Origin of the sequence: Microbacterium sp. Marseille-Q6965 (assembly GCF_946151065.1) — a bacterium.
Taxonomy (GTDB): domain Bacteria; phylum Actinomycetota; class Actinomycetes; order Actinomycetales; family Microbacteriaceae; genus Microbacterium.
Window position 1 is genome coordinate 76,984 of the sequence record NZ_CAMGZA010000005.1, and the last position, 21,711, is coordinate 98,694.

The window sequence follows — 21,711 nt, forward strand, 5'->3', positions numbered from 1 at the left end:
TACAGGGGCCCCGTTGCGACGCGGATCGCGCCTTAGACTGGTAGCTGTCGCCACGGGCGCAACCGCCCGCTTTTTTCAGCGATTCAATTCTACAGGTTCGCTCCGCCGCGGCGCCGTGCGTGTCGGATTCGGAGCGGATCAGGAGGCACACCGCATGGCCACCGCGCCCGCCGCTCCCCCGCTCGCCGCGCCCCGTCCCGCCGCCGCCGGCGGCAGCTGGCTGCGCCTGTTCGCCTGGCTCTCGTTCCTCTTCGAGACGACCATCATCGGCACGGGCGGCGCCGTGCGCCTGACCGGGTCGGGGCTCGGTTGCTCCGAGTGGCCGCTGTGCACGCCCGAATCGCTCGTCCCCACCGAGGCGCTGGGCATCCACGGGTTCATCGAATTCGGCAACCGCACCATGACCGGCGCCGTCGGTATCGTCGCGATCGCGGTCCTGCTGCTCACGCTGCGTGCCGTCGGCACCCGCCGCGACGTGCTGGCGGCAGTGTGGTTCGCGCTGGGCGGAATCGCCGCCGCCATCGTCGCGTACGTCGCCGTGGGCGAGTTCTGGGCCGCGACGGCCGTCCTGCTGCTCGCGGTGATCGCCGCCGCCGTCTTCTCGGTGCGCTCTCTTCCCGCACGCCGCGACCTGCAGATCCTCGCGTGGATCGTCGTGGCGGGCGTCGTCGCGCAGGCGCTCGTGGGCGGCATCACCGTGCTGACCGAGCTGAACGCGTTCATCGTCGGCTTCCACTACGTCTCGTCGCTCGTGCTCGTCTGCGTTACGGCCGCGTACCTCGTGCGCCTGTACGAGGCGCCGGGACGGCGCGAGCGCGTGGTCCCCGCCTGGTTCACGGCGCTGACCCACCTCACGACCCTCGCGCTCGCCCTGACCATCCTCTTCGGCGTGCTGACCACCGCCAACGGCCCGCACTCGGGAGACGCCGACGTCATCCGCAACGGCTTCGACGCCACCGTGCTGGCGCACGTGCACTCGTGGCCGGGCTACATCCTGCTGGCGCTCGTCGTCGCGCTCGTCGCGGCCTCGGCAGCGCGACGGCTCCGTCCTCTCCCGTGGCTCATCGCGCTGCTCGCCGTCATCGCCGTGCAGGTGGTGGTGGGCATCATCCAGGCGCGCAACGGACTTCCGGAGCTGCTCGTCGGGATCCACATGGTGCTGGCCGCCCTGTCGGCCGCGGCGTTCACCGTGGTGGTGCTGCGCCTGAAGCGCCCCGCCGACGCGGTGCAGCGGTCGGGATCCACAGCCGACGCATAGGCGACACATCGGCGGCGCTGGGGCGCGCCGGGGATCGTGGCGGACGTCCACATGCGAACCCGAGGAGAATCATGCCCCGCACGCCCCGACTCATCACGAGCGCGCCCTACTGGGCGCTGCTGATCGGATCGCTCGCCGCCACGGCGGCGGGTGCCGCGATGAGCTTCCCCACGATCGACAACATGAGCGCGACGCTGCTCGACGGCAGCGCCACGACGGCCGACGTCTACGCCGGCCAGGCGCTCGTGACGGTGGGAGGTCCGGTGCTCGGCGCCGGCCTCATCGGCCTCGCCCTCGCCGCGGCGGTCGCCGCCGCCAGGGCGCTCCTGCGCCCGCGCGCGGCGGAGCCGCGCGAGGAGGCCGCCGTCGCGGCCCTCGCCGAGGGGCCCGCGGTGGCCGACGAGAAGCCCGCGGCGGCCGACGAGGTGGCCGAGGGGTCGCCGCTCGCGGCTGGGGATGCGCCCCGCGCCGCGACGCTGGTCGGGTCCTCTCCGTCGGAGACGACGCCGCCGCGTCCCTGACGCCAACGGGCGACGCCCGCCCCCAGGGGCCGGGGGACGGGCGTCGCGACGCGGGATGAGGTCAGGACCAGAGGAAGGGCACCACCATGGTGGCGAGCGTGACCACGGGCCCGATGATCACCATCGACAGTCCCCACAGCGTGAGGTTGCGGTACACGCGCGGCCGATCCTGCTCGACGGTCGATGCGACGATCGTCGCGCCCGTCGTGCCGAACGGCGCGCAGTCCACGAGCGATGCCGAGATCGCCACGGCGTAGATGAACCCCGTCGACTCGAGGCCGCCGCCCGGCACCAGCAGCGGCACCGCGAGGGGGATGAGCGCCCCGATGATGCCGATGGTCGATGCGAAGGCCGAGACGAGCGCCGCGACGACGCAGATCACGAGCGCGGCGACGAGGGGCTGGCTCACGGAGCGGGCAGCCTCGCCGAGCTGGTCGATCGCACCCAGGCGGACGAGCACCTCCACGTAGGTGATGATGCCACCGAGCAGCAGGATCGTCCCCCAGTCGACGCGGCCGACGGCGCGCTTGCCGACGCCCGGGTCGACGAAGGCCAGCACCACCGCGATCGTGAGGGCGACGACGCCGAGGTTGATGTCGACGCCGAGCTGGGTGAGCAGGAAGAACCCGCCGACGAGCACGACGATCGAGACGATGACGAGCACCTGCATGGCGCTCAGACGCGTGGTGGTCTTCGTCTGGGTGGCCAGAGCCACCCCGCCCGTGCCGAGGGCCGGTTCACCGGCCGGTGCCGTGCTGCGCGAGCGGGCGATCAGCTCGCGGCCACCGAACATGAAGAACGCCACGAGCACGACGAGGGCGTTCACGCCGACCGAGACGGCGAACATGAGGCCGGCGTTGTAGGGGATGTCGGCGCTGGAGGCCGCGGTCTGCACGGTGATGCCGACGATGCTCGTGGGCGCGAGCGCGCCACCGACGATCGCCGAGCTCATGGCGATGCCCATCATGGTCGAGCTGATGCGGTGCGTGTGCGCAAGGCTCATGGCGATCGGCACCACCGCGAAGGCGGCGTGCGACGTGCCGAGGCAGGCCACTCCGGTGGCGATCAGCCACAGACCCCACGGCAGCAACGCCACACGGTTGCCGATGAGACCGATGGAGCGGTCGACGAGCCAGTCGATGGTGCCGGTCTCCCGCGCGATGCCGAAGAGATAGGTGATGCCGAGCAGGATGACGAGGGCGTCGACGGGGAATCCCCCGAGCACGTCGTCCAGACCCTCGCCCACCACTCCGATGCCGACGACGAACGCCGCCACGAGCGCGAGCGCGCCCATGTGGATGCCGCGGATGGAGGAGACGGCGAAGACGAGCCCCAGGACGACGAGGGCGATGATCTCCGCGGTCATGCGCCGACCGTCCTCACGCTCGCGCGGTGTGCAGTGGGAATCGTCATCGATCTTCTCCGTTCGTGGAATCGCCGCGGGCGGCGCCCGCGAGGTAGGCGGCGAGCGTCGGGGCGTCCACGCCCTCCACGTCGCCGAGGTGGATCAGCTCGCCCGCCGGCACGTCGCGCGTGAGGCGCGCCCCGTCGAGCAGGTAATAGGGCGCGACGCCCTCGACAGCGTCGAGCATGACGGGCGCGACGCCCGCGATCTCGTGATGGTGGCCCGCCACCGCGAACTCCGTGCCGGCGGCGAGGTCACTGTCCGCCCGCGCGGCGAGCAGGGTGCTCCAGCGCGGGGCGGGCGAGGCGACGCCGTCCATGGCGGCGTGGACGGTGAGCGGCGTCTCGACACCCATGTAGTGATACGGCCAGTAGATGCAGGCGTAGCGGCCGTCGCGGCTGAGGACGTGGCCCTTGCCGCGCAGCGTCTCCCACGTGACCGGATCACCCGTGCGCACCACGGCGAAAACGCCACCGGCGAAGCTCGCCTCGCCCGGCAGGCGGAGGGCCGAGAAGACGTCGACGATGCCCTCGCGCGCGCGGATGCCGCCGCGATCCCGCTCGGCGTACACGTCGGCCAGCTCGGCGATGCGAGCCACCGGGTAGCGCATGCCCTCGATGTCGGCGACGGTGCCCGTGCGGGTGGCCACGACCGTCATCTCGCACGAGTCGGCGGCGGCCGCTCGCTTGAGTCGGCTCACGGCGGCCGCGCGACGCTCGAGCGTCGCCGCGGGGTCGTCGCCGAGCTCGAGCAGGTCGGCCAGCTCGGACGCGTCGACCTCGACGCCCGCCTGCGTGGCCCGGCCCGTGCTCGGGTCGAACACGATGTCGTACTCCCCCGACTTGCCGATCGCGACGATCTCGAGCCCGACCTGCGACACCCAGTCGACCAGGCGGAGCAGGTTGGCCGGCTGGTCACCGTCACCGGGCAGGTAGCTGAGGCCACGCTCGGCGGCGCGGGCGGCCAGCTCGGGCCCCGTGACCGTGTCGACCTCCTTGCTGACCATCACCACGTGCACGTCGTTGTCCAGCGCCGCGGCCGCGTAGCCGTACCCCTGCGGCACGCGCCCGCAGGCCTCGACGAGCACGTCGATACCGTCCCAGGCCACGGCCGCGTGACCGGGCACCACGACGATGCGCCCGTCCGCCACGGCCCCGGCAGTGCGCGACGGCTCGTCGCTGACCGCCACCGTCTCCGCCGGGATGCCGAGCTCGTCGAGCATGGTGCGCACACCCTCGATATCCGGGTCGATGAGCACCGAGGGCCAGATCTCGGGGGTGCGCGTCAGCTGCGCGAGGAAGGTGCGACCATAGCCGCCGTGCGCCCCGGTGAGAGCGATGCGAGTGAGCGGGCGCGTGCGCGCCGAGTGTGCAGGGATCACCGTCGTTCCGTTCGTCGTCCTCCCGCTCGACAGCTGAGCGGGTTCGGGGGCCCACTGTGCCACAGATTCCACAATCGTCCAACTTTGTACCAAATCGCCACATGTGCTGTGATGCCCTGAGAGAGTTTCGCGGGCCGGCCCCGCGGAGGACCGCGCGGGCGGTCGGAGAGGAGCGACGTGCTGGGAGCGATCGCCGACGACTTCACGGGCGCCACCGACCTGGCGACGATGCTGCGCCGCTCGGGCCACCGGGTGAGCGTGGTCATCGAGGGCGCCGGCATCCGCCCCGATCACGCCGACGCGGTCGACGCGATCGTCGTCGCCCTCAAGACGCGCACCGCGCCCCGCGAGCAGGCGGTCGCCGATTCGCTCGCCGCGCTCGCGCGGCTGCAAGCGGCGGGGGCGACGCGCTTCTACGTCAAGTACTGCTCGACGTTCGACTCGACGGACGAGGGAAACATCGGGCCCATCCTCGACGCGATCTCGGACGCCCTCGGGGCGCCGCGCGTCGTCGTCGTGCCCTCGCTGCCCTCCAACGGCCGCACCGTCTACAACGGTCACCTCTTCGTGGGGACGGACCTGCTCGAGAACTCCTCGATGCGCCACCATCCCCTCACCCCGATGACCCGCTCGCGTGTGGCGGACCTGCTGCGCCCGCAGACCGCGCACGCCGTGGGCGAGGTCGCCCTGCCCGCGGTCCGCGCCGGCGCGGATGCGCTGACCCACGCGCTGACGGCGGGCACGGGGCGGTACATCGTGGTCGATGCCATCGCCGATGAGGACCTCGCGACGATCGGCGCGGCGACGGCCGACGACATCCTCGTCTCGGGCGGCTCGGGGCTCGCCCTCGGCATCCCCGGCCCCGCGGGCTCGGACGATGCCTGGGCCGCGCCCCGTGACGCCGGCGGCGTCGTCCTCTGCGGCAGCGTCTCACGCGCCACCCTCGAGCAGATCGAGCGCGCCTCGCGCACCCAGCCCGTGCACGTGATCGACGCCGACGCGGCGATCGCCGACGAGCCGCGCGTGGTGGCCGACATCCTCGCGTGGCTGTCGGCACAGCCCGCCGCCGCGCACCCTGTCGTGTGCGCGGCGCGCACGCGCGACGACGTCGAACCCGTGCGCGGCGGCACCGCTGTCGCCCCGGTCATGGAGCGCGTCCTCGCCGCCGTCGCCCGTGAGCTCGTGGTCTCGGGCACGGACGCGCTCCTCGTCGCGGGCGGCGAGACGAGCGGCGCGGTGGTGCGCGCGCTCGAGATCGACCGGCTGCGCATCGGCCCGGAGCTCGCGCCCGGGGTGTGCTGGTCCACCGCGCGCGCCTTCGGTCGCGACATCGCCATCGCCCTCAAGAGCGGCAACTTCGGGCGACCCGACCTCTTCACGCAGGCCTGGGAGCTGCTGGCATGAGCGCGGCCGAACGCCTGATCGCCGCGGGCCGCCGACTGGTCGACGCCGGCCTCAGTCCGGGCAGCAGCGGCAACATCAGCCTGCGCGTGGGCGACCGCGTGCTCATCAGCGGCACGGGAGCCTCGCTCGGAACACTGACGACGGCCGACATCGCCGAGGTGGCCCTCGACGGCACCGCCCTCGGCGGCGCGCGCGCGTCGAAGGAGACCCCGCTGCACCTGGGCTTCTACCGCCGCGACGCGGCGCACGAGGCGATCGTGCACGTCCACTCCCCCCAGGCCTCGGCGTGGTCCTGCGTCGAGCCGTGGGCGGATCACAGCGCGGTGCCGCCCCTGACGCCGTACTTCGTCATGCGCGTCGGCCAGACGCCCCTCCTGCCGTACCGGCACCCCGGCGCGGCGGAACTGGGCGACGACATCGAATCGCTGGCATGGCCGGCACGCGCCGTCCTGCTGGCCAACCACGGCTCCGTCGTCGCGGGTTCCAGCCTCGACGACGCGATCGATAGGGCCGTCGAGCTCGAGGAGGCGTGCCGGATCGCCCTGCTGACCGAGGGGGCGCCGCGGCGCCTGCTCGCCCCGAGCCTCGTGCACGAGCTCGCCGAGCGTTGGCGCAGCCCGTGGACGCCGGGCTCATAGACTGGCCGCGGGAGGAACGATGCCGCGGACGACATCGCTGATCCCGGAGCAGCGCCGACAGCAGATCCTGCGCCTCCTCCGGACCGAGCAGGTGCTCAGCTACCGTCAGATCACCGAACGCCTGGGCGTGAGCCAGATGACGGCGCGGCGCGACGTCGCCACGCTCGCCGAGCACGGGCGCGTGCGGGTCACCCAGGGCGGCGTCGCCCTGTTGACGCGCCTGGACGCCGAGCCTCGCCGGGCCGAGAAGGCCGAGTCCGACGTCGCCGAGAAGACAGCCATCGCGCGGTTGGCGGCCGGGCTCGTCGAGGACGCCATGACCATCTACCTCGACGCGGGCACCACCGTGCAGGCGATGCGGCCATTCCTCGACGAGCGCCTCGGCCTCACGGTCGTCTCCAACGACCTCGCGACGCTGCAGGCCTTCGGCGATCACGCCGACGTCGAGCTGATCGCCGTGGGCGGCCGCATCGATCGCGACAACGGCTCGATGGTCGGCCGCCTGGCCGAGCTCACGCTGGCCGAGCTCTCGCTCGACGTGGCGTTCCTCTCGTCCAGCTCGTGGGACCCGATCCACGGCGTGACCACGCCCGTCGAGGCCAAGATCGCCGCGAAGCGTGCGGCCCTCGCCTCGGCCACCTCGTCCGTGCTGCTCGCCGACAGCGGCAAGTTCGGCCGCTACGCGAAGTATCGGGTGCTGCGCCTCGACGAGCTGGACACGATCGTCACCGACGCGGGCCTGGACGAGGCAGACTCCGCGCGCGTCGAGGCGCTCGGCGTGGAGGTGCTCCGCGTGCCGGCGCGCTGAGGGGCCGGCTCAGTCGCTCGTCGCCGTCGCGACGAGGATGCCGCGTGCCAGGGTGTGGAAGTGCCGGTTGAAGCCGAGGATGGCCGGCGTGGCGCCCTCGGGCAGCTCCAGCACCGTGTCGAGCGCGTCGACGACGAAGAAGTAGCGGTGCACACCGGTCCCGGGCGGCGGCCCGGCACCGATGAAGCCGGGCTCGCCCGACTCGTTGCGCAGGGCGACGCCGGCGGCCGGGCGGTCGTCGCCCGTGTCGAGCGACGTCACGTCGGCGGGCAGGTTGTAGACGGCCCAGTGCCAGAAGCCGGATCCGGTCGGCGCATCGGGGTCGAAGCAGGACACCGCGAACGACTGCGTGCCCTCGGGCGCCCCTGACCAGCTCAGCTGCGGCGACGTGTCGGAGCCGCCGCCCGCCGATCCCCACTGCGCCTTCGGCAGCGGCTGCCCGTCGGCGATGTCGGTGCTGGTGACGGTGAGCGGCGCGAAGTCCCTCAGCGTGGCGAGCTCTGCATACGGGTCGTAGGAGAACATGGCGCCAGCCTAACCACGGATTTCCGGCGCGTCAGCCCGTGCGCGCGTCCCAGTCCGCATACGGATCCCAGCCACCGCGCCGGCCGTAGGGCTCGCCGCCGACGACCAGTCCCGCGCCCTCCTCGACGCGGCCGATCGGGCGGAACCCCGGAGGGAGCATCTCGCCGGGGAACGTGGCGAGCAGCGCGTGGTCCTCACCGCCCTCCAGCGCCGCCCGCGGGTCGTTCCCCAGGGCGGCCGGGTCGAGGGCGATGCGCACGCCCGACGCCTCGGCCATCCGCGTCGCGTCGAGCGCGAGTCCGTCCGAGACGTCCATCATCGCCGTCGCGCCGGCGAGGGCCGCCATCGGCCCGAGCCCGAGCGGCGGGGCGGGGCGCAGCTGCGCGTCGAGCAGGGCGGCCTCCCCCGGCCCGAGCGCGGCGCGGTCCACGGGCACGGGGTCGCCGCGATCGTCGCGGAAGCGGTCGAAGAGGATCGCGAGGCCACGCCCGGCCGCCCCGAGCTCCCCGGCGACCGCGATGACATCACCCGGTCGGGCGCCCGAGCGCAGCACGGCGGGGCGCCCCTCCAGGTCGCCCAGCGCCGTGACGGCGATCGTCAGCGTCTCGGACACGGTGAGGTCGCCGCCGACGACGGCGCACCCGGGCGCGAGGGCCTCGCACCCCTCCCGGAGCCCGTCGGCGAGGTCCTCGACGAACGAGATCCGCGTGCCGCGCGGCATCGCGAGCGCCACGAGCAGCGCCGTCGGGCGTGCCCCCATCGCCGCCACGTCCGCCAGATTCACGGCGGCGGCCTTCCACCCGAGATCGCGGCCGCTCGACCAGGCGAGCCGGAAGTCCGGCCCGTGCACGAGCGTGTCGGTCGTGGCCACCACCGACGCCGACGGCGTCGAGATCACCGCCGCGTCGTCGCCCGGTCCCACGATCGCCGCGGCGGCTCGTCCCGTGCGGGCTGCGATGCGCCGCAGCACCTCTCGCTCGCTCAGCTCGCCCACGGTCGGATCCATCCGTTCAGGGTATCCACACGCAGCATCGCAATACGCTGGAGGGGTGATCCGCCGACCCCTCGCCACGAGCGCGCGGGTCGCCGCACTCCTCGCGGGCGCGCTCGCCCTCGGCGGCTGCGCGACGACGGTGCATCTACCCGCCGAGCCGCTGGCGAACGACCCGCTCTGCGCGGAGGTGTCGGTGCGCCTGCCCGACGCGCTGGGCGACCTGCCCCGCCTGTGGACCGACGCTCAGGCGACGGCGGTGTGGGGCGAGGACCAGGAGGTCATCTTCTCCTGCGGCCTCGAACCGCTCGCGCCCAGCACGCTGCAGTGCGTCTCGATCGGCGGCGTGGACTGGGTCGTCGACGACTCCGACTTCCCGCGCCTGCGCATGGCGACGTACGGCCGCAGCCCCGCCGCCGCCGTCCTCGTGGACACCGCGGTCGACGCGGACGGGCGAGGGGTGTCGAGCAACGACGTGCTCAGCGCGCTCTCGGGCGCCGTGTCGCAGCTCGAGCAGACGGGCGCATGTGTCGCGCCGGACGAGGCCGAGTACGTCGGCTGACGGGGGCGCGGCCGGTCAGCGGGCCTTCTCGAGCCCCAGCTCGATGAGCTCCGAGATGAGCTCGGCGTAGCTCAGGCCGGACGCGATCCAGCACTTCGGGTACATCGAGATCGGGGTGAAGCCGGGCATCGTGTTCGGCTCGTTCACGACGATCTCGCCCTCGGGCGTGAGGAAGACGTCGACGCGCGCCAGTCCGCGCCCGTCGACGGCCTCGAACACGCGCGCCGCGACGTCGCGGATCCGCGCGATCTGCTCATCGGTGAGGTCGGCGGGGCACACGACGTCGGCGCCCTCGCCGCCGAGGTACTTGCCCTCGAAGTCGTAGAACTCGCGCGTCGTGAGCACGATTTCGCCGGGCAGCGAGACGCGGGCGGGCGCGCCGCCGCGCCCCTCGAGCACCGCGACCTCGATCTCGCGTCCCGAGATCCCGGCCTCGATGAGCACCTTGTCGTCCTCGGCCAGGGCCAGGCGCATCGCCTCGTCCAGCTCGCCCGCGTCGTGCACCTTCGACACGCCCACGCTCGATCCCGCCCTGGCCGGCTTCACGAACTGCGGGTAACCCAGCGCGGCGGCCTCCGCACGCACCTCGTCGGGCGCCGCGGCCCATCGGGAGGCCCGCACGGTCACCCACGGCGACACGGTGATGCCGGCCGCCCGCAGCGCGACCTTCATGAAGTGCTTGTCCATGCAGATCGCCGAATCGAGCACGCCGCCCCCCGCGTAGGGGATCTCGAGGATGTCGAGGAAGCCCTGCATCGTGCCGTCCTCGCCGTGGAGGCCGTGCAGGATCGGCAGCACCACGTCGATCTCACCGAGGGATTCGACACTCCCGTCGGCCCGGCGCACGCGCAGCTCGCGGCCCTCGCCCGGCATGGGCCAGACGACGCGCGTGCCGTTGTCGACCACCTCGGGCAGCCGCTCGGCGTCGAGCGCGAAGCGAGCGGGGTCGTCCTGCTCGAGCACGAAGACCCCGTCGCGCGTGATCCCGACCGGGATCACCGCGTAGCGATCACGGTCGATCGCGCCGAGCACTCCCCCCGCCGTCGCGGAGGAGATCGCGTGCTCGCTGGAACGCCCTCCGAAGAGCACCGCCACGGTCGTCCTGGCCATTCTGCGTCCTCTCGCCCTGCGGGGTGTCGTCGTCCGTCGTCAGATGCGGTCCGATGTCCTTGGGGTCCATCGCACCGTCCAGCACCATCTTCACCTGCTGCACGATGGGCATCTCCACGCCCTTCGCCCTCGCGAGCTTCAGGATCGGGCCCACCGAGCCGAGGCCCTCGGCCGTCTGCTCCATGTGCGCCACGACATCCTGCAGCGTGTAGCCCTGGCCGAGCAGGCGGCCGGCCGTGTTGTTGCGGCTCAGGGGCGATTGACACGTGGCGATGAGGTCGCCGAGGCCGGCGAGCCCGTGCATCGTCTCGGCCTGGGCGCCGTATGCCACCGCGAAGTCCGTCATCTCGACGAGGCCGCGGGTGATGATCGAGGCCTTGGTGTTCTCGCCGTATCCCACGCCGTCGACGATGCCGATGGCGACGGCGATGAGATTCTTCAGCACCCCGCCGAACTCGGTCCCGGCGACGTCCGTGTTGACGAACGTGCGGAAGTAGCGGTTCGAGGCGGTGCGCGCGATGAGCTCCGCTGTCTCGCGGCTGCTCGACGACACGACCGCGGCCGTGGGTTGCTCACGGGCGATCTCGAGCGCGAGGTTCGGCCCGCTGGCCACGGCGATCCGCGACGGGTCGCAGTCGAGCACCTCGGCGATCACCTCGCTCATGCGCAGGCCCGAGCGCTTCTCCACGCCCTTCATGAGGCTGACGACCGGCACGTCGTTGCGGGCGACGAACGGCCGCAGCTGCTTCAGCGCGTCGCGTGCGGTCTGGCTCGGTACCGACAGGTAGATCTGCTCAGCGCCGTCGACCGCTCGCGCCAGCCGCGACGTGGCGCGCACCGAGCGCGGCAGGTTGATGCCGGGAAGGTACTGCGAGTTGCGCTTGGCCTCGTCGATCTCGTGGGCCTGCTCGGGGCGCCGCGCCCACATCGTCACGCGCGCGCCGCCGTCGGCGAGGATCTTTCCGAACGTCGTGCCCCAGCTGCCGGCACCGAGCACCGCCACCCGAGGGCCCATCAGAGGCGCCCCGTCTCAGCCTGCCCGTGCTGGGTGGGGTCCCACCGCGCGGGCGGCGCCGTCTCGCCGCGCAGCTCCTCGAGCAGGGCGGTGATCGCGGCCATCACGCGCTCCGTGCCTTCCTCCAGGGCGGCCCGCTCGTGCTCGCGCCCGCGCAGGTCGGAGAGGTCGACGGGGTCGCCGACGACCAGGGTGACCGGGCGGCGCGGCGGCCAGAGCCGCAGCCGGCCGTAGCGCGGCATGAACTGCTGCTCCCCCCAATGGGCCACGGGGATGACGGGCAGCCCGCCGGCCAGCGCGATCCGCACGGCGCCGGTCTTGCCCCGCATCGGCCACAGGTCGGGATCGCGCGTCAGCGTGCCCTCCGGGTAGACGATCACGCCGCTGCGGTTCTCGACGAGGACCCTGGCCTGCTCCAGCGCCAACGCGCCCTGGTTGCCGCGCTTGACGGGCACCATCTTCGTGGCGCGCAGCGCGGCCCCCAGCACGGGGACGCGGAACAGGCTTTCCTTCGCGAGGAAGCGCGGCAGACGGCCTAGCTTCCAGGTCGCCACGGCGACCGTCAGCGGGTCGATCTCGCTGTGGTGATTCGGGGCGAGAACGAACGGGCCGTCGAGCGGCATCTTCTCGCGGCCGCGGATCTCGAGCCTCGCGAACCACCCGTACAGCGGCACGACGATGGCCGCGAGCAGCCGGAAGACACCGCCCGGCCTCGCACGCTCCGGGGAGATCGGCGCCACGCTCAGCCCACGACGTCGAAGTCGGCGCCGAGGGCGCTGAGCTTGTCCAGGAACTTCTCGTAGCCGCGGGCGATGATCTTGACGCCGCTGACCCGCGAGGTGCCCTCGGCGGCCAGCGCCGCGATCACGTAGGCGTAGCCGCCCCGCAGGTCGGGCACCACGATGTCGGCGCCGTGCAGCGGCGTCGGACCGTTGATGACGGCGGCCTGCTCGAGCGCGCGGCGCGGAACGCGGCGGTTCGGGTCGGCGATGCCGTTGGGGTGCACGACGATGTCGGCGCCCATCTGGTTCAGCGCGTGGGTGAAGCCGAGCCGGTTTTCGTACACCGTCTCGTGCACGACCGACGTGCCCTCGGCCTGCGTCAGCGCCACGATGAGCGGCTGCTGCCAGTCGGTCATGAACCCGGGGTGCACGTCCGTCTCGACCATGACCGGCTTGAGCGGCGACTTGCCGCGACGGAAGGTGATGCCGTCGTCGGTGATGTCGAAGTCGCCGCCGACCTTGCGGAAGACGTTGAGGAAGGTGAGCAGCTCGTACTGGCGGGCACCCTTGACGAAGATCTCGCCGTCGGTGACGAGGGCCGCGCATGCCCACGACACGGCCTCGTTGCGGTCGAAGAGGCTGCGGTGGTCGTAGCCGCGGAGCTCCTCCACACCCTCGATGAAGATCACCCGGTTGGGCTCGTAGGAGATGATCGCGCCCATCTTCTGCAGTACGCCGATCAGGTCCATGATCTCGGGCTCGATGGCGGCGTTGCGCAGCTCGGTCACGCCGCGAGCCTTGACGGCCGTGAGCAGCACCTGCTCGGTCGCACCCACGCTGGGGTAGGGCAGCTCGATGCGGGCACCGTGGAGCCCGTCGGGGGCCGACAGGCGGATGCCGCTGGGCTGCTTGTCGACGATCGCGCCGAACTTGCGCAGCGCGTCGAGGTGGAAGTCGATCGGCCGGTCGCCGATGCGGCATCCGCCGAGGTCGGGGATGAACGCCTGGCCGAGCAGGTGCAGCAGCGGGCCGCAGAAGAGGATCGGGATGCGCGACGACCCGGCGTGCGCGTCGATCTCCTCGAAGTTCGCCGACTTCGCCCGCGCGGGGTCGAGCACGAGCGATCCGGGCTCCTCGCCCGCCGACACGGTCACGCCGTGCACCTCGAGCAGGGAGCGGACGACCTCGACATCGCGGATGTCGGGGACATCGCGCAGGATGCTGGGCGTCTCGCCGAGCAGCGAGGCGACCATCGCCTTGGTCGCGAGGTTCTTCGCGCCGCGGACGTCCACCTGACCCGTGAGCGGGCGGCCCCCGCGGATCTCGAGGATGTCAGCGTCGACGCGCTGTCTGGTCTCCGTGGAGCCGAGAAGTGTCATGGTGCAGATGGCCTCACATCGTCTGGGCGGCTGGTCGCCGCCGGTCGGGGGCCGTCTGCCCCGGTCCTCAGGGGCCTCCGGCCGGGCTCACGGCACCGGTAGGGTGCGTGGCCGCCACGCCTCGCGGCGGGCCTCGAACTGCGCGATCGCATCCGCGTTCCGCAGCGTGAGCCCGATGTCATCGAGCCCCTCGAGGAGCCGCCACCTAGTGTAATCGTCGATGTCGAAGGGAGCCGTGAAGTCGCCGACAACGGCGGTGCGCGTCGTGAGGTCCACCGTCATCTCCACGCCCGGCTGCGCGTCGATCGCCGCCCAGATCCGGTGCAGGTCGTCCTCCGAGATCACCCCCGTGACCAGGCCCTGCTTACCGGAGTTGCCGCGGAAGATGTCGGCGAAGCGGGGGCTGAGCACCACCCGGAAGCCGTAGTCGCGCAGCGCCCACACGGCGTGCTCGCGGCTCGACCCCGTGCCGAAGTCCGGGCCCGCGACGAGGATCGAGGCGCGCGTGAACGGCTCCTGGTTCAGCACGAACTCCGGGTCCTGCCGCCAGCCGTGGAACAGCGCGTCCTCGAACCCGGTCTTCGTGACCCGCTTCAGGAACACCGCCGGGATGATCTGGTCGGTGTCGACGTTGGTGCGCTTCAGGGGCGCCGCCACGCCCGTGTGCGTCGTGAACTTCTCCATGTCAGGCCTCCGCTCCGGTCAGTGCGGGCTCGTCGAGCGGCGCGAGGTCGGCCGGGCCCGAGAGCGTGCCGCGCACGGCCGTGGCCGCCGCCACCAGCGGCGAGACGAGGTGGGTGCGGCCGCCCTTGCCCTGGCGGCCCTCGAAGTTGCGATTGCTCGTCGACGCGCAGCGCTCCCCCGGCGCGAGCTGGTCGGGATTCATGCCCAGGCACATCGAGCAGCCCGCGAAGCGCCACTCCCCACCGAACTCCTCGACGATCCGGTCGATGCCCTCGGCCTCCGCCTCCAGGCGCACGCGTGCCGAGCCGGGGACGACCATGACGCGCACGCCGTCGGCCTTCTTACGGCCCTTGATGATCGACGCGAAGGCCCGCAGGTCTTCGATGCGGCTGTTCGTGCACGACCCCATGAAGACGGCGTCGACCGCGATCTCCTTCATGGGGGTGCCGGCCTCCAGCGCCATGTACTCCAGGGCGCGCTCGGCGGCACGGCGATCGCCCTCGTCCTCGAAGTCCTCGGGCGAGGGCACCCGGTCACCCAGATTCACGCCCTGCCCCGGGTTCGTGCCCCACGTGACGAACGGCTCGAGGTCGTTCGCGTCGATGAAGACCTCGGCGTCGAAGACGGCGCCCTCGTCGGTCGGGAGCGTCTTCCAGTACGCGACGGCCTCGTCCCAGTCCGCGCCCTGCGGCGCGTGCGGGCGGCCCTTCAGGTACGCGAACGTCGTCTCGTCCGGCGCCACCATGCCCGCGCGGGCACCCGCCTCGATCGACATGTTGCAGATGGTCATCCGACCCTCCATGGAGAGCGACCGGATGGCGCTGCCGCGGTACTCCAGCACGTAGCCCTGACCGCCGCCCGTGCCGATCTTCGCGATCACGGCGAGGATGATGTCCTTCGCCGTGACGCCCGGCTTCAGCTCGCCCTCCACCGTGATGGCCATGGTCTTGAAGGGCTTCAGCGGCAGCGTCTGGGTTGCCAGCACGTGCTCGACCTCGCTCGTGCCGATCCCGAACGCCATCGCGCCGAACGCGCCGTGCGTCGAGGTGTGGCTGTCGCCGCAGACGACGGTGATGCCGGGCATCGTGAGGCCCAGCTGCGGACCGACGACGTGCACGATGCCCTGCTCGGCGTCGCCGAGCGAGTGCAGCCGGACGCCGAACTCGGCGGCGTTGCGACGCAGCGTCTCGATCTGGGTGCGGCTGGTCAGGTCGGCGATCGGCTTGTCGATCGCGAGGGTCGGCGTGTTGTGATCCTCGGTCGCGATCGTCAGGTCGGGGCGCCGCACGGGCCGCCCCTCGGCCCGCAGCCCATCGAAGGCCTGCGGGCTCGTGACCTCGTGCACCAGGTGCAGGTCGATGTAGATGAGGTCGGGCTGCCCGCCTTCGCCCTTGGATACCACGTGGGCGTCCCAGACCTTTTCGGCCAGCGTGCGGGGGTGTTCGGGGATCGCGGAAGTCGCGGGTGAAGTCATGTCGGTTCCAGGTCTCGTCGGCGGATCGGGCGCATCACGTGACTCCGCGACGAGCCTGGCCCTAGGACGAGGGCTCGTCGCGGCGACTAAGGAGGAGCACCGCTCGCATGTGACCTACCCTAGCACTCTGCAACGCGCACCCCCCTTTCGCACACAATGTGCCCAGCACAAACGCAAGCGGGACCCCGCTCGGTGAGCAGGATCCCGCTTGCGATGATCGATTCGATCAGCGGTCGTCGTGGCGCGCCCGCGTCTCGGACGACAGCGAAGGCTCGTCCTCGGCGCGCTCGAACGACACCGGGCCCGCCGTCGGCGTGTCGACCGCCGGGCTCTTGCGCGCCTCGACCGCGTTGGCGACGAGGCTTGCCACGGTGGCCACGAGGATCGACGCGATGATCACGCCGAGCGAGACCCAATTGCTGATCTCGGGCGCCCAGTCGACGTGCTCGCCGCCGTTGATGAACGGCAGCTCGTTCACGTGCAGCGCGTGCAGGAACAGCTTCACGCCGATGAAGGCCAGGATGAAGGCGACGCCGTACTTGAGGTACCGCAGCTTGTCGAGCAGGTCGCCCAGCAGGAAGTAGAGCTGGCGCAGTCCCATGAGGGCGAACAGGTTCGCGGCGAACACGAGGAACGGATCCTGCGTGATGCCGAAGATCGCGGGGATCGAGTCGATCGCGAAGATGAGGTCGGTCACGCCGATCGAGATGAAGACGATGATCATCGGCGTCAGGATCTTCCGGCCGTCGACGACGGTGCGCAGCTTCGCCCCGTCGTACTCGTCGTGGATCGGGATGAACCGCCGCAGCACGCGGACGATGAAGCTCTCCTTGTGCGCGTCGTTCTCGTGCTCGTTCTCGAACACCTGCTTGGCCGCCGTGTAGACGAGGAAGGCGCCGAAGATGTAGAAGATCCAGCTGAAGTTCTCGATCAGCGCGGCGCCGAGCAGGATGAACGCGGCCCGCAGGATGAGCGCGATGATGATGCCCACCATCAGCACCTCCTGCTGATAGCGACGCGGCACCGAGAACTGCGTCATGATCAGCACGAACACGAAGAGGTTGTCGATCGAGAGGCTGTACTCCGTGAGCCAGCCGCTCACGAACTGGACGGCGTGCTCGCTGTCGCCCATCAGCCACAGCACCACCGCGAACACCAGCGCGAGGGCGACGTAGAAGCCGACCCACAGCGCCGACTCCCTCGTGGAGGGGATGTGGGGTCGCTTGAGGATGATCAGCAGATCGGCGATGAGGATGAGGACGAGGACGACGAGAGCGCCGATCTCGAACCAGACGGGGATGTCCAACGGCGGAAGCCTTCCGGAGACGTGACGGGATCTCGAAAGTCTCTCCCCCGCGGATCGCGGTGCGCTCCCGGAGCCGCTTCTTCGGGGCTCGTGATGACGGGATGCGCGCTGACGGGATACTCCCTCTCGCGCTTCCAGGGTACCCCCGTGGCGATCCCGGCGCGGGGCGTCGGCCGTCCGGACGTGCTGTGAACGCAGTTCCGCCGCGCATGCGAGAAGCCCCCGGCTCCGTGGAACCGGGGGCTTGTGAACGGTGACCCCAGCGGGATTCGAACCCGCGTTACCGCCGTGAGAGGGCGGCGTACTAGGCCGCTATACGATGGGGCCGTTCTTCAGTTTTTCGTTGCCTCCCGTAGCGGGGCAACTAGAAGAGTATGCCATGGGTCCGGGTAGCCCGACAAATCGGCGCCGCTCCGGCGCGCATCCCGCGCGTGTCGTCCGGAGCCCTCGCCGCGGTGGTTGGATGAGCGTATGCGCGTCACAAAGCACGAACACGCCACTCTCCGTCTGCACGATGCCGGAGACACCCTGCTGATCGACCCCGGCATGTTCACGACGACGCTCGACAGGCTGCACGACCTCGTCGCGATCGTCATCACCCACGAGCATCCCGATCACTGGACGCCGACGCAGCTCGACCACCTCGCACAGGCCGCACCACACGTGCCGATCTACGGGCCGCAGGGTGTGGCGGACGCGGCGAGCGATTACGCCGTCGAGGTGGTCTCCCCCGGCGACACCGTGACCGTCGGGGCGTTCACGCTCCGCTTCTTCGGCGGCCGGCACGAGGTGATCCACTCGAGCCTGCCGGTGGTGCAGAACCTCGGCGTGCTCGTGAACGACCGCCTCTACTACCCCGGCGACTCGTTCCACGTGCCCGAGGGGGTCGAGGTCGACACGCTGGCCGCACCGCTCGGGGCGCCCTGGCTGCGCGTGGGCGATGCCATGGACTTCGTGCTCGCCGTCGGGCCCCGGCGCGCCTTCGGCGTGCACGACATGACGCTCTCGGTGGCCGGTCGCCGTATGCACCGCGACCGCCTGCGCTGGGCCACCGAGCAGCACGGCGGCGAGTTCTTCGTGCTGGAGCCCGGCGACGAGATCGACGTCTGAGCTCCTCCGCGACTGCTCCTACCGCGCCAGCCCGCCGAGCGCTACCGTGACCGCATGGGGTCGCCAGCCGCGCCGGATCGCGAGATCGTCGAGTGGATGCGCGGCACCGATCCGGCGCTCGCCTGGCAGGTTGAGCGCGACCTGCTGACCGCGCCGGAGCGGGTCTGGCAGGCCACCCGAGCCCGCGTGCCCGTCGAGGGCCGGGCGGCGCGCCTGCTGCGGCGGCAGGACCCGGATGGGACGTGGGCGGGCGGGGCGTTCTTCCCGTCCGAGGATTGGGACCCCGCCGGAACCGAGGGCGACCCGAACGGCCAGCCATGGGTCGCGACCACCTGGTCGCTGAATGCGCTGCGGGAGTGGGGCGTCGACGCTTCCGTGCTCGACGACACGGCCGACCGCATCGAACGTGCCGTGCGCTGGGAGTACGACGGTCTGCCGTACTGGGGCGGTGAGGTAGACGTCTGCATCAACGCGTGGACGCTCTCCAACGGCATGTGGCTCGGGCGCGACATGTCGGAGCTTGCCCAGTGGTTCGTGGACCATGAGATGGACGAGGGCGGCTGGAACTGCGAATGGGTCGAGGGATCAACGCGCGCCTCGGTGGAGTCCACTCTCAACGGACTCCTCGGAGTGCTGGACGTGGAGATCCGCACCGGCGGCACCGATGCCCTGCGAGCGGCGCGCCACCGCGCGGAGGAGTACCTGCTGCAGCGGCGCCTGCTGCGCACCCTCACCGACGGCCGGCCCGTCGTGCCGTACGTGGGCGTGTTCATGTATCCCGCGCGGGCCGCGTACACCGTCCTCCGCGCGCTCGACTACTTCCGCGCGGCACACCACCACGACGGCCGCGCCCCCGACCCTCGCCTGGCGGACGCCATCACACTGCTGCGCGAGCGGCGAAACCACGACGGCACCTGGACGCAGGAGCACCGCCTGCCGGGCCGCGTGTGGTTCCACGCGGATGTGCCACCTGGAGAGCCGTCGCCGTGGCTCACGTTCACCGCCCTTCGCATCCTCCGCTGGTGGGAGGAGGGCGCCTGAGGCGCCTCAGAGCCACGCGAGCTCGGCGGAGCCGTATCGCTGCGGCGGCGAGGAGTACGTCACCGCTTCTCCCTCGATGCGGAACGGCGGAGGCGCGTACGTGAGCCTGCCCTCGTCGCTGTCGATCTCGCGCAGCGGGACCTTGAGCGGGGCGGGGTCACCCGGTCCGACGCCGAGCGCGAGCAACTCCCGTGCGGCCCCGATCAGCGACAGGTGCGCCCATCCCGAACGCCCCGATGCGGCGAGCGCGATCCCGGCCGCCGCCATTCCGAGGCCCGTGGCCATGTCGAGTGCCTGCACCGGCAGCGCACCGGGGCGCCAACCCTCCTCGGTGTCGCGTCCGTACGCGTGGGCGATGCCGGTGGCCGCCTGGACGAGACTGTCGAAGCCCCGTCGTCCCCGCCAGCCCGGCGCCTCGCCCCACGCGTCCAGCGAGACGACGGCGAGATGCGGGTGCCGCTCGCGCAGCGATTCGGGATCCATGCCGTGGATCGCGAGCCGGTCGAGCCGGTACCCGAGGACGACGAGGTGGGCCCCGGGCAACAGCTCCTCGATGCCGTCACCGAAGGCGGCGACGGCGGAGCGCTTGGAGAAGCCGGTGTCGAGATGCTGATCCGGCGGTTCGGGCAGGTGCGGCGGATCCACGCGCAGCACGTCGGCGCCGAGCGCGCCGAGCAGACGGGTCGCCGACGGCCCGGCAAGGACCCGCGTCAGGTCGAGCACGCGCAGCCCGGCGAGCGGCCGCGCGCCCGGCGCGGGCTCGAAGCGCCGCCCCTCGCCGAGGTGCGTCAGCCTGATCCACGCATCGTCCGGCGCCAGCGGGAAGACGCCGGGCTCGCGCACCGCCACCGCGAGCCCGCCCGCCTCGAACGCGGCGCGCTCGATGTCGAGCGCCGGAAGGCGCCGCATCGCCGCGCGCGCCTCGTCGCGATCGCCGGCGCGCAGCGCAGCGAGCAGCGCCCGCTCGTGGTGCGGATAGTTCGCGTGCGTGCGCACCCAGCCGTCCGCGGCCCGGAAGAAGCCCGACAGCGGCGCGAAGGCGGCCAGCGGGCGTCCATCGACGCGCAGCGCGGAGAACGACCCGAACCAGCCGGCCGCCCCGGCCGAGTCGAAGGAGACCGCCCGACGAGTGACGGCTGCGATGGCGCGCCCGGCGGCGGCGGTGGATCCGAGCGCCAGTCCCTCCACATCGAGCGGCCCGCCCCACCAGGAGCGCGGGCCCGACCAGGCGACCTCCCCGCCGTCCTCCGGAACACCGGGGAGGTCGCCTGCCCACGTGGGGATGTCGGCCTCTGCCATGCGCCCAGACTAGGGGCGCGGCGCTCGGATCACAGGTTCGCCTCGGCGTAGACGCGCAGGGCGTCACGCACGAACTCCGCGCCGGCCGTGCCGCCCTCGCTCGTGGCGTAGTGGGTTCCGAAGCGCGGGTCGGCGACGTACATCTCCCCCAGACCGATGACATAAGCCTTCGCGTCGCCGCCGCTCGCCGCCGGCGTGCCAGGCACGCCGCTGAGCCACTCGACGTGGCGCCGCGCGAGCTCCTGTGCCTCCGGGCTGTCGGGTGCGGCGCCGCTCTCGGCCAGGGCGATCCAATCGCGCCCCAGATCGGCGGTGCGGCGCTGCCACGCCTCCTTGTCCTCGGCGCTCAGGGAACGCCACCAACGGTCTCCCGCCGCGTACGCCTCGGCGCCCCAGCGGTTCTCGACCTCCTCCTTGTACTGCGTGTGATCGAATCCGTCGAACATCTGCTCCGCCATGACCGGCTCCTCTCCTCTCAGCGCACGAATCGTGGTCGCGACCGACGCGATCTGCCGCGCCAGCCGGTTCTGCTCCTGTCGCAGCCAGGCCAGGTGGGCCTCCAATGCCTCGGCCTCGGACGTCTCGCGCGCGAGCACGTCGGCGATCTGCGGCAGGCCGAGGCCGAGCTCGCGCAACAGCAGGATGCGCTGCAGGCGCACGAGCGCAGCACGGTCGTAGTAGCGATAGCCGTTGTATCCGAGCCGCGACGGCGCCAAGAGCCCGATGTCGTCATAGTGACGCAGCGTGCGGCTCGTCGTGCCGGCGATCCTCGCCACCTGCTGGATCGACCACTCCTCGTCGTTCATGGCTTCGACGCTAGAGGTTGACGCAACGTCAAGGTCAAGCGGTGTCGGGAGGTGCCGTCGGCTCGCGTGGAGCGTCGGGGGCGTGAGCGCTGCGGGCTCAGCAGCTTTGGCGCACACCCCGCTGAGGCGTATCCGTCGATCGTGCGTCGACGCGCGCCAGGCCGTCGGGCGGGCTCGGCCGAGCACCCCTGGGATCAGGGGCGCGAGTTCTCGTCCTCAGCGACCCGCCCTGCACCCGTGGTTCAGTCGGCGCGAGGTGTCGCCCGCGGCGA

The 21,711-nt window shown here is 71.8% G+C and carries 21 protein-coding genes and 1 tRNA gene; 8 read left to right on the plus strand and 14 right to left on the minus strand.

The genetic code is table 11. The annotated features are described in order from the left end of the window. Positions 1-154 precede the first annotated feature (154 nt). Both N8N77_RS12645 and N8N77_RS12650 read left to right on the plus strand, forming a co-directional pair. Positions 155-1,258, plus strand: a complete 1,104-nt coding sequence (locus tag N8N77_RS12645) for a heme A synthase (RefSeq protein ID WP_261167232.1) — start codon at positions 155-157, stop codon at positions 1,256-1,258. Between the two features lie 71 nt (positions 1,259-1,329). Next, the gene (locus tag N8N77_RS12650) at positions 1,330-1,779 is read left to right on the plus strand and encodes a dinucleotide-utilizing enzyme (protein WP_261167233.1); all 450 of its coding nucleotides are present in this window, start codon (positions 1,330-1,332) and stop codon (positions 1,777-1,779) included. Between the two features lie 61 nt (positions 1,780-1,840). On the opposite strand, the gene N8N77_RS12655 is transcribed toward N8N77_RS12650, so the two are convergent. Further along, the gene (locus tag N8N77_RS12655) at positions 1,841-3,145 is read right to left on the minus strand and encodes an SLC13 family permease (protein WP_261167234.1); all 1,305 of its coding nucleotides are present in this window, start codon (positions 3,143-3,145) and stop codon (positions 1,841-1,843) included. 43 nt (positions 3,146-3,188) lie between these two features. Beyond that, positions 3,189-4,565, minus strand: coding sequence for a homoserine dehydrogenase (locus N8N77_RS12660; protein ID WP_261167235.1), 1,377 nt, complete (start codon positions 4,563-4,565; stop codon positions 3,189-3,191). Positions 4,566-4,742: 177 nt separating this feature from the next. Between N8N77_RS12660 and otnK the strand changes: the two genes are divergently transcribed. The 3 genes from otnK to N8N77_RS12675 are packed head-to-tail and all read left to right on the plus strand — an operon-like array spanning position 4,743 to position 7,415. Further along, positions 4,743-5,969: a 3-oxo-tetronate kinase gene (gene otnK, locus N8N77_RS12665; protein WP_261167236.1), complete on the plus strand. Its 1,227-nt coding sequence runs from the start codon at positions 4,743-4,745 to the stop codon at positions 5,967-5,969. Then, positions 5,966-6,607, plus strand: a complete 642-nt coding sequence (locus tag N8N77_RS12670) for a class II aldolase/adducin family protein (protein WP_261167237.1) — start codon at positions 5,966-5,968, stop codon at positions 6,605-6,607. Before otnK ends, N8N77_RS12670 begins: the two co-directional genes overlap by 4 nt. A 19-nt stretch (positions 6,608-6,626) precedes the next feature. Further along, positions 6,627-7,415, plus strand: coding sequence for a DeoR/GlpR family DNA-binding transcription regulator (locus tag N8N77_RS12675; RefSeq protein ID WP_261167238.1), 789 nt, complete (start codon positions 6,627-6,629; stop codon positions 7,413-7,415). 9 nt (positions 7,416-7,424) lie between these two features. Here N8N77_RS12675 and N8N77_RS12680 read toward each other — a convergent pair whose 3' ends face one another. Next, positions 7,425-7,940, minus strand: a complete 516-nt coding sequence (locus N8N77_RS12680) for a YbhB/YbcL family Raf kinase inhibitor-like protein (protein WP_261167239.1) — start codon at positions 7,938-7,940, stop codon at positions 7,425-7,427. Between the two features lie 31 nt (positions 7,941-7,971). Beyond that, the gene (gene thiL / locus N8N77_RS12685; RefSeq protein ID WP_261167240.1) at positions 7,972-8,946 is read right to left on the minus strand and encodes a thiamine-phosphate kinase; all 975 of its coding nucleotides are present in this window, start codon (positions 8,944-8,946) and stop codon (positions 7,972-7,974) included. Between the two features lie 43 nt (positions 8,947-8,989). Between thiL and N8N77_RS12690 the strand changes: the two genes are divergently transcribed. Beyond that, the gene (locus N8N77_RS12690; protein ID WP_261167241.1) at positions 8,990-9,493 is read left to right on the plus strand and encodes a DUF3515 domain-containing protein; all 504 of its coding nucleotides are present in this window, start codon (positions 8,990-8,992) and stop codon (positions 9,491-9,493) included. 15 nt (positions 9,494-9,508) lie between these two features. Here N8N77_RS12690 and N8N77_RS12695 read toward each other — a convergent pair whose 3' ends face one another. The 8 genes from N8N77_RS12695 to N8N77_RS12730 form a co-directional block, all read right to left on the minus strand. Next, positions 9,509-10,603, minus strand: a complete 1,095-nt coding sequence (locus N8N77_RS12695) for a D-alanine--D-alanine ligase family protein (RefSeq protein ID WP_261167242.1) — start codon at positions 10,601-10,603, stop codon at positions 9,509-9,511. After that, positions 10,503-11,618 (minus strand): NAD(P)H-dependent glycerol-3-phosphate dehydrogenase, encoded by a 1,116-nt coding sequence (locus N8N77_RS12700; protein ID WP_261167243.1) that lies wholly within the window; start codon positions 11,616-11,618, stop codon positions 10,503-10,505. The genes N8N77_RS12695 and N8N77_RS12700 overlap by 101 nt, the downstream gene beginning before the upstream one ends. Continuing rightward, entirely contained in the window at positions 11,618-12,364 is a 747-nt protein-coding gene (locus N8N77_RS12705; RefSeq protein WP_396652843.1) for a lysophospholipid acyltransferase family protein, read from the minus strand. The genes N8N77_RS12700 and N8N77_RS12705 overlap by 1 nt, the downstream gene beginning before the upstream one ends. Then, positions 12,361-13,719: a UDP-N-acetylglucosamine 1-carboxyvinyltransferase gene (gene murA / locus N8N77_RS12710; RefSeq protein WP_261167245.1), complete on the minus strand. Its 1,359-nt coding sequence runs from the start codon at positions 13,717-13,719 to the stop codon at positions 12,361-12,363. Before murA ends, N8N77_RS12705 begins: the two co-directional genes overlap by 4 nt. A gap of 87 nt (positions 13,720-13,806) precedes the next feature. After that, entirely contained in the window at positions 13,807-14,403 is a 597-nt protein-coding gene (gene leuD, locus N8N77_RS12715) for a 3-isopropylmalate dehydratase small subunit (RefSeq protein ID WP_261167246.1), read from the minus strand. Position 14,404: 1 nt separating this feature from the next. Further along, on the minus strand, positions 14,405-15,877 hold the full coding sequence (leuC, locus tag N8N77_RS12720) for a 3-isopropylmalate dehydratase large subunit (RefSeq protein WP_261167247.1): 1,473 nt from the start codon (positions 15,875-15,877) through the stop codon (positions 14,405-14,407). Between the two features lie 226 nt (positions 15,878-16,103). Continuing rightward, complete coding sequence (locus N8N77_RS12725) at positions 16,104-17,183, minus strand: TerC family protein (RefSeq protein ID WP_261167248.1); 1,080 nt, start codon at positions 17,181-17,183, stop codon at positions 16,104-16,106. A 254-nt stretch (positions 17,184-17,437) separates the two neighbouring features. Beyond that, positions 17,438-17,510 (minus strand) — tRNA-Glu (locus N8N77_RS12730). 144 nt (positions 17,511-17,654) lie between these two features. On the opposite strand from N8N77_RS12730, the gene N8N77_RS12735 reads away from it, so the two are divergent. Together N8N77_RS12735 and N8N77_RS12740 are read left to right on the plus strand one after the other, a co-directional pair. Beyond that, the gene (locus tag N8N77_RS12735; RefSeq protein WP_261167249.1) at positions 17,655-18,293 is read left to right on the plus strand and encodes an MBL fold metallo-hydrolase; all 639 of its coding nucleotides are present in this window, start codon (positions 17,655-17,657) and stop codon (positions 18,291-18,293) included. A gap of 54 nt (positions 18,294-18,347) precedes the next feature. Further along, positions 18,348-19,334 carry a squalene cyclase gene (locus N8N77_RS12740; RefSeq protein WP_261167250.1) on the plus strand — a complete coding sequence of 329 codons (987 nt, stop codon included), beginning with the start codon at positions 18,348-18,350 and terminating at the stop codon, positions 19,332-19,334. Between the two features lie 6 nt (positions 19,335-19,340). Here N8N77_RS12740 and N8N77_RS12745 read toward each other — a convergent pair whose 3' ends face one another. After that, positions 19,341-20,633, minus strand: a complete 1,293-nt coding sequence (locus N8N77_RS12745) for a CoA transferase (protein ID WP_261167251.1) — start codon at positions 20,631-20,633, stop codon at positions 19,341-19,343. Positions 20,634-20,662: 29 nt separating this feature from the next. Further along, positions 20,663-21,439, minus strand: coding sequence for a MerR family transcriptional regulator (locus N8N77_RS12750; protein WP_261167252.1), 777 nt, complete (start codon positions 21,437-21,439; stop codon positions 20,663-20,665). Positions 21,440-21,711 lie beyond the last annotated feature (272 nt).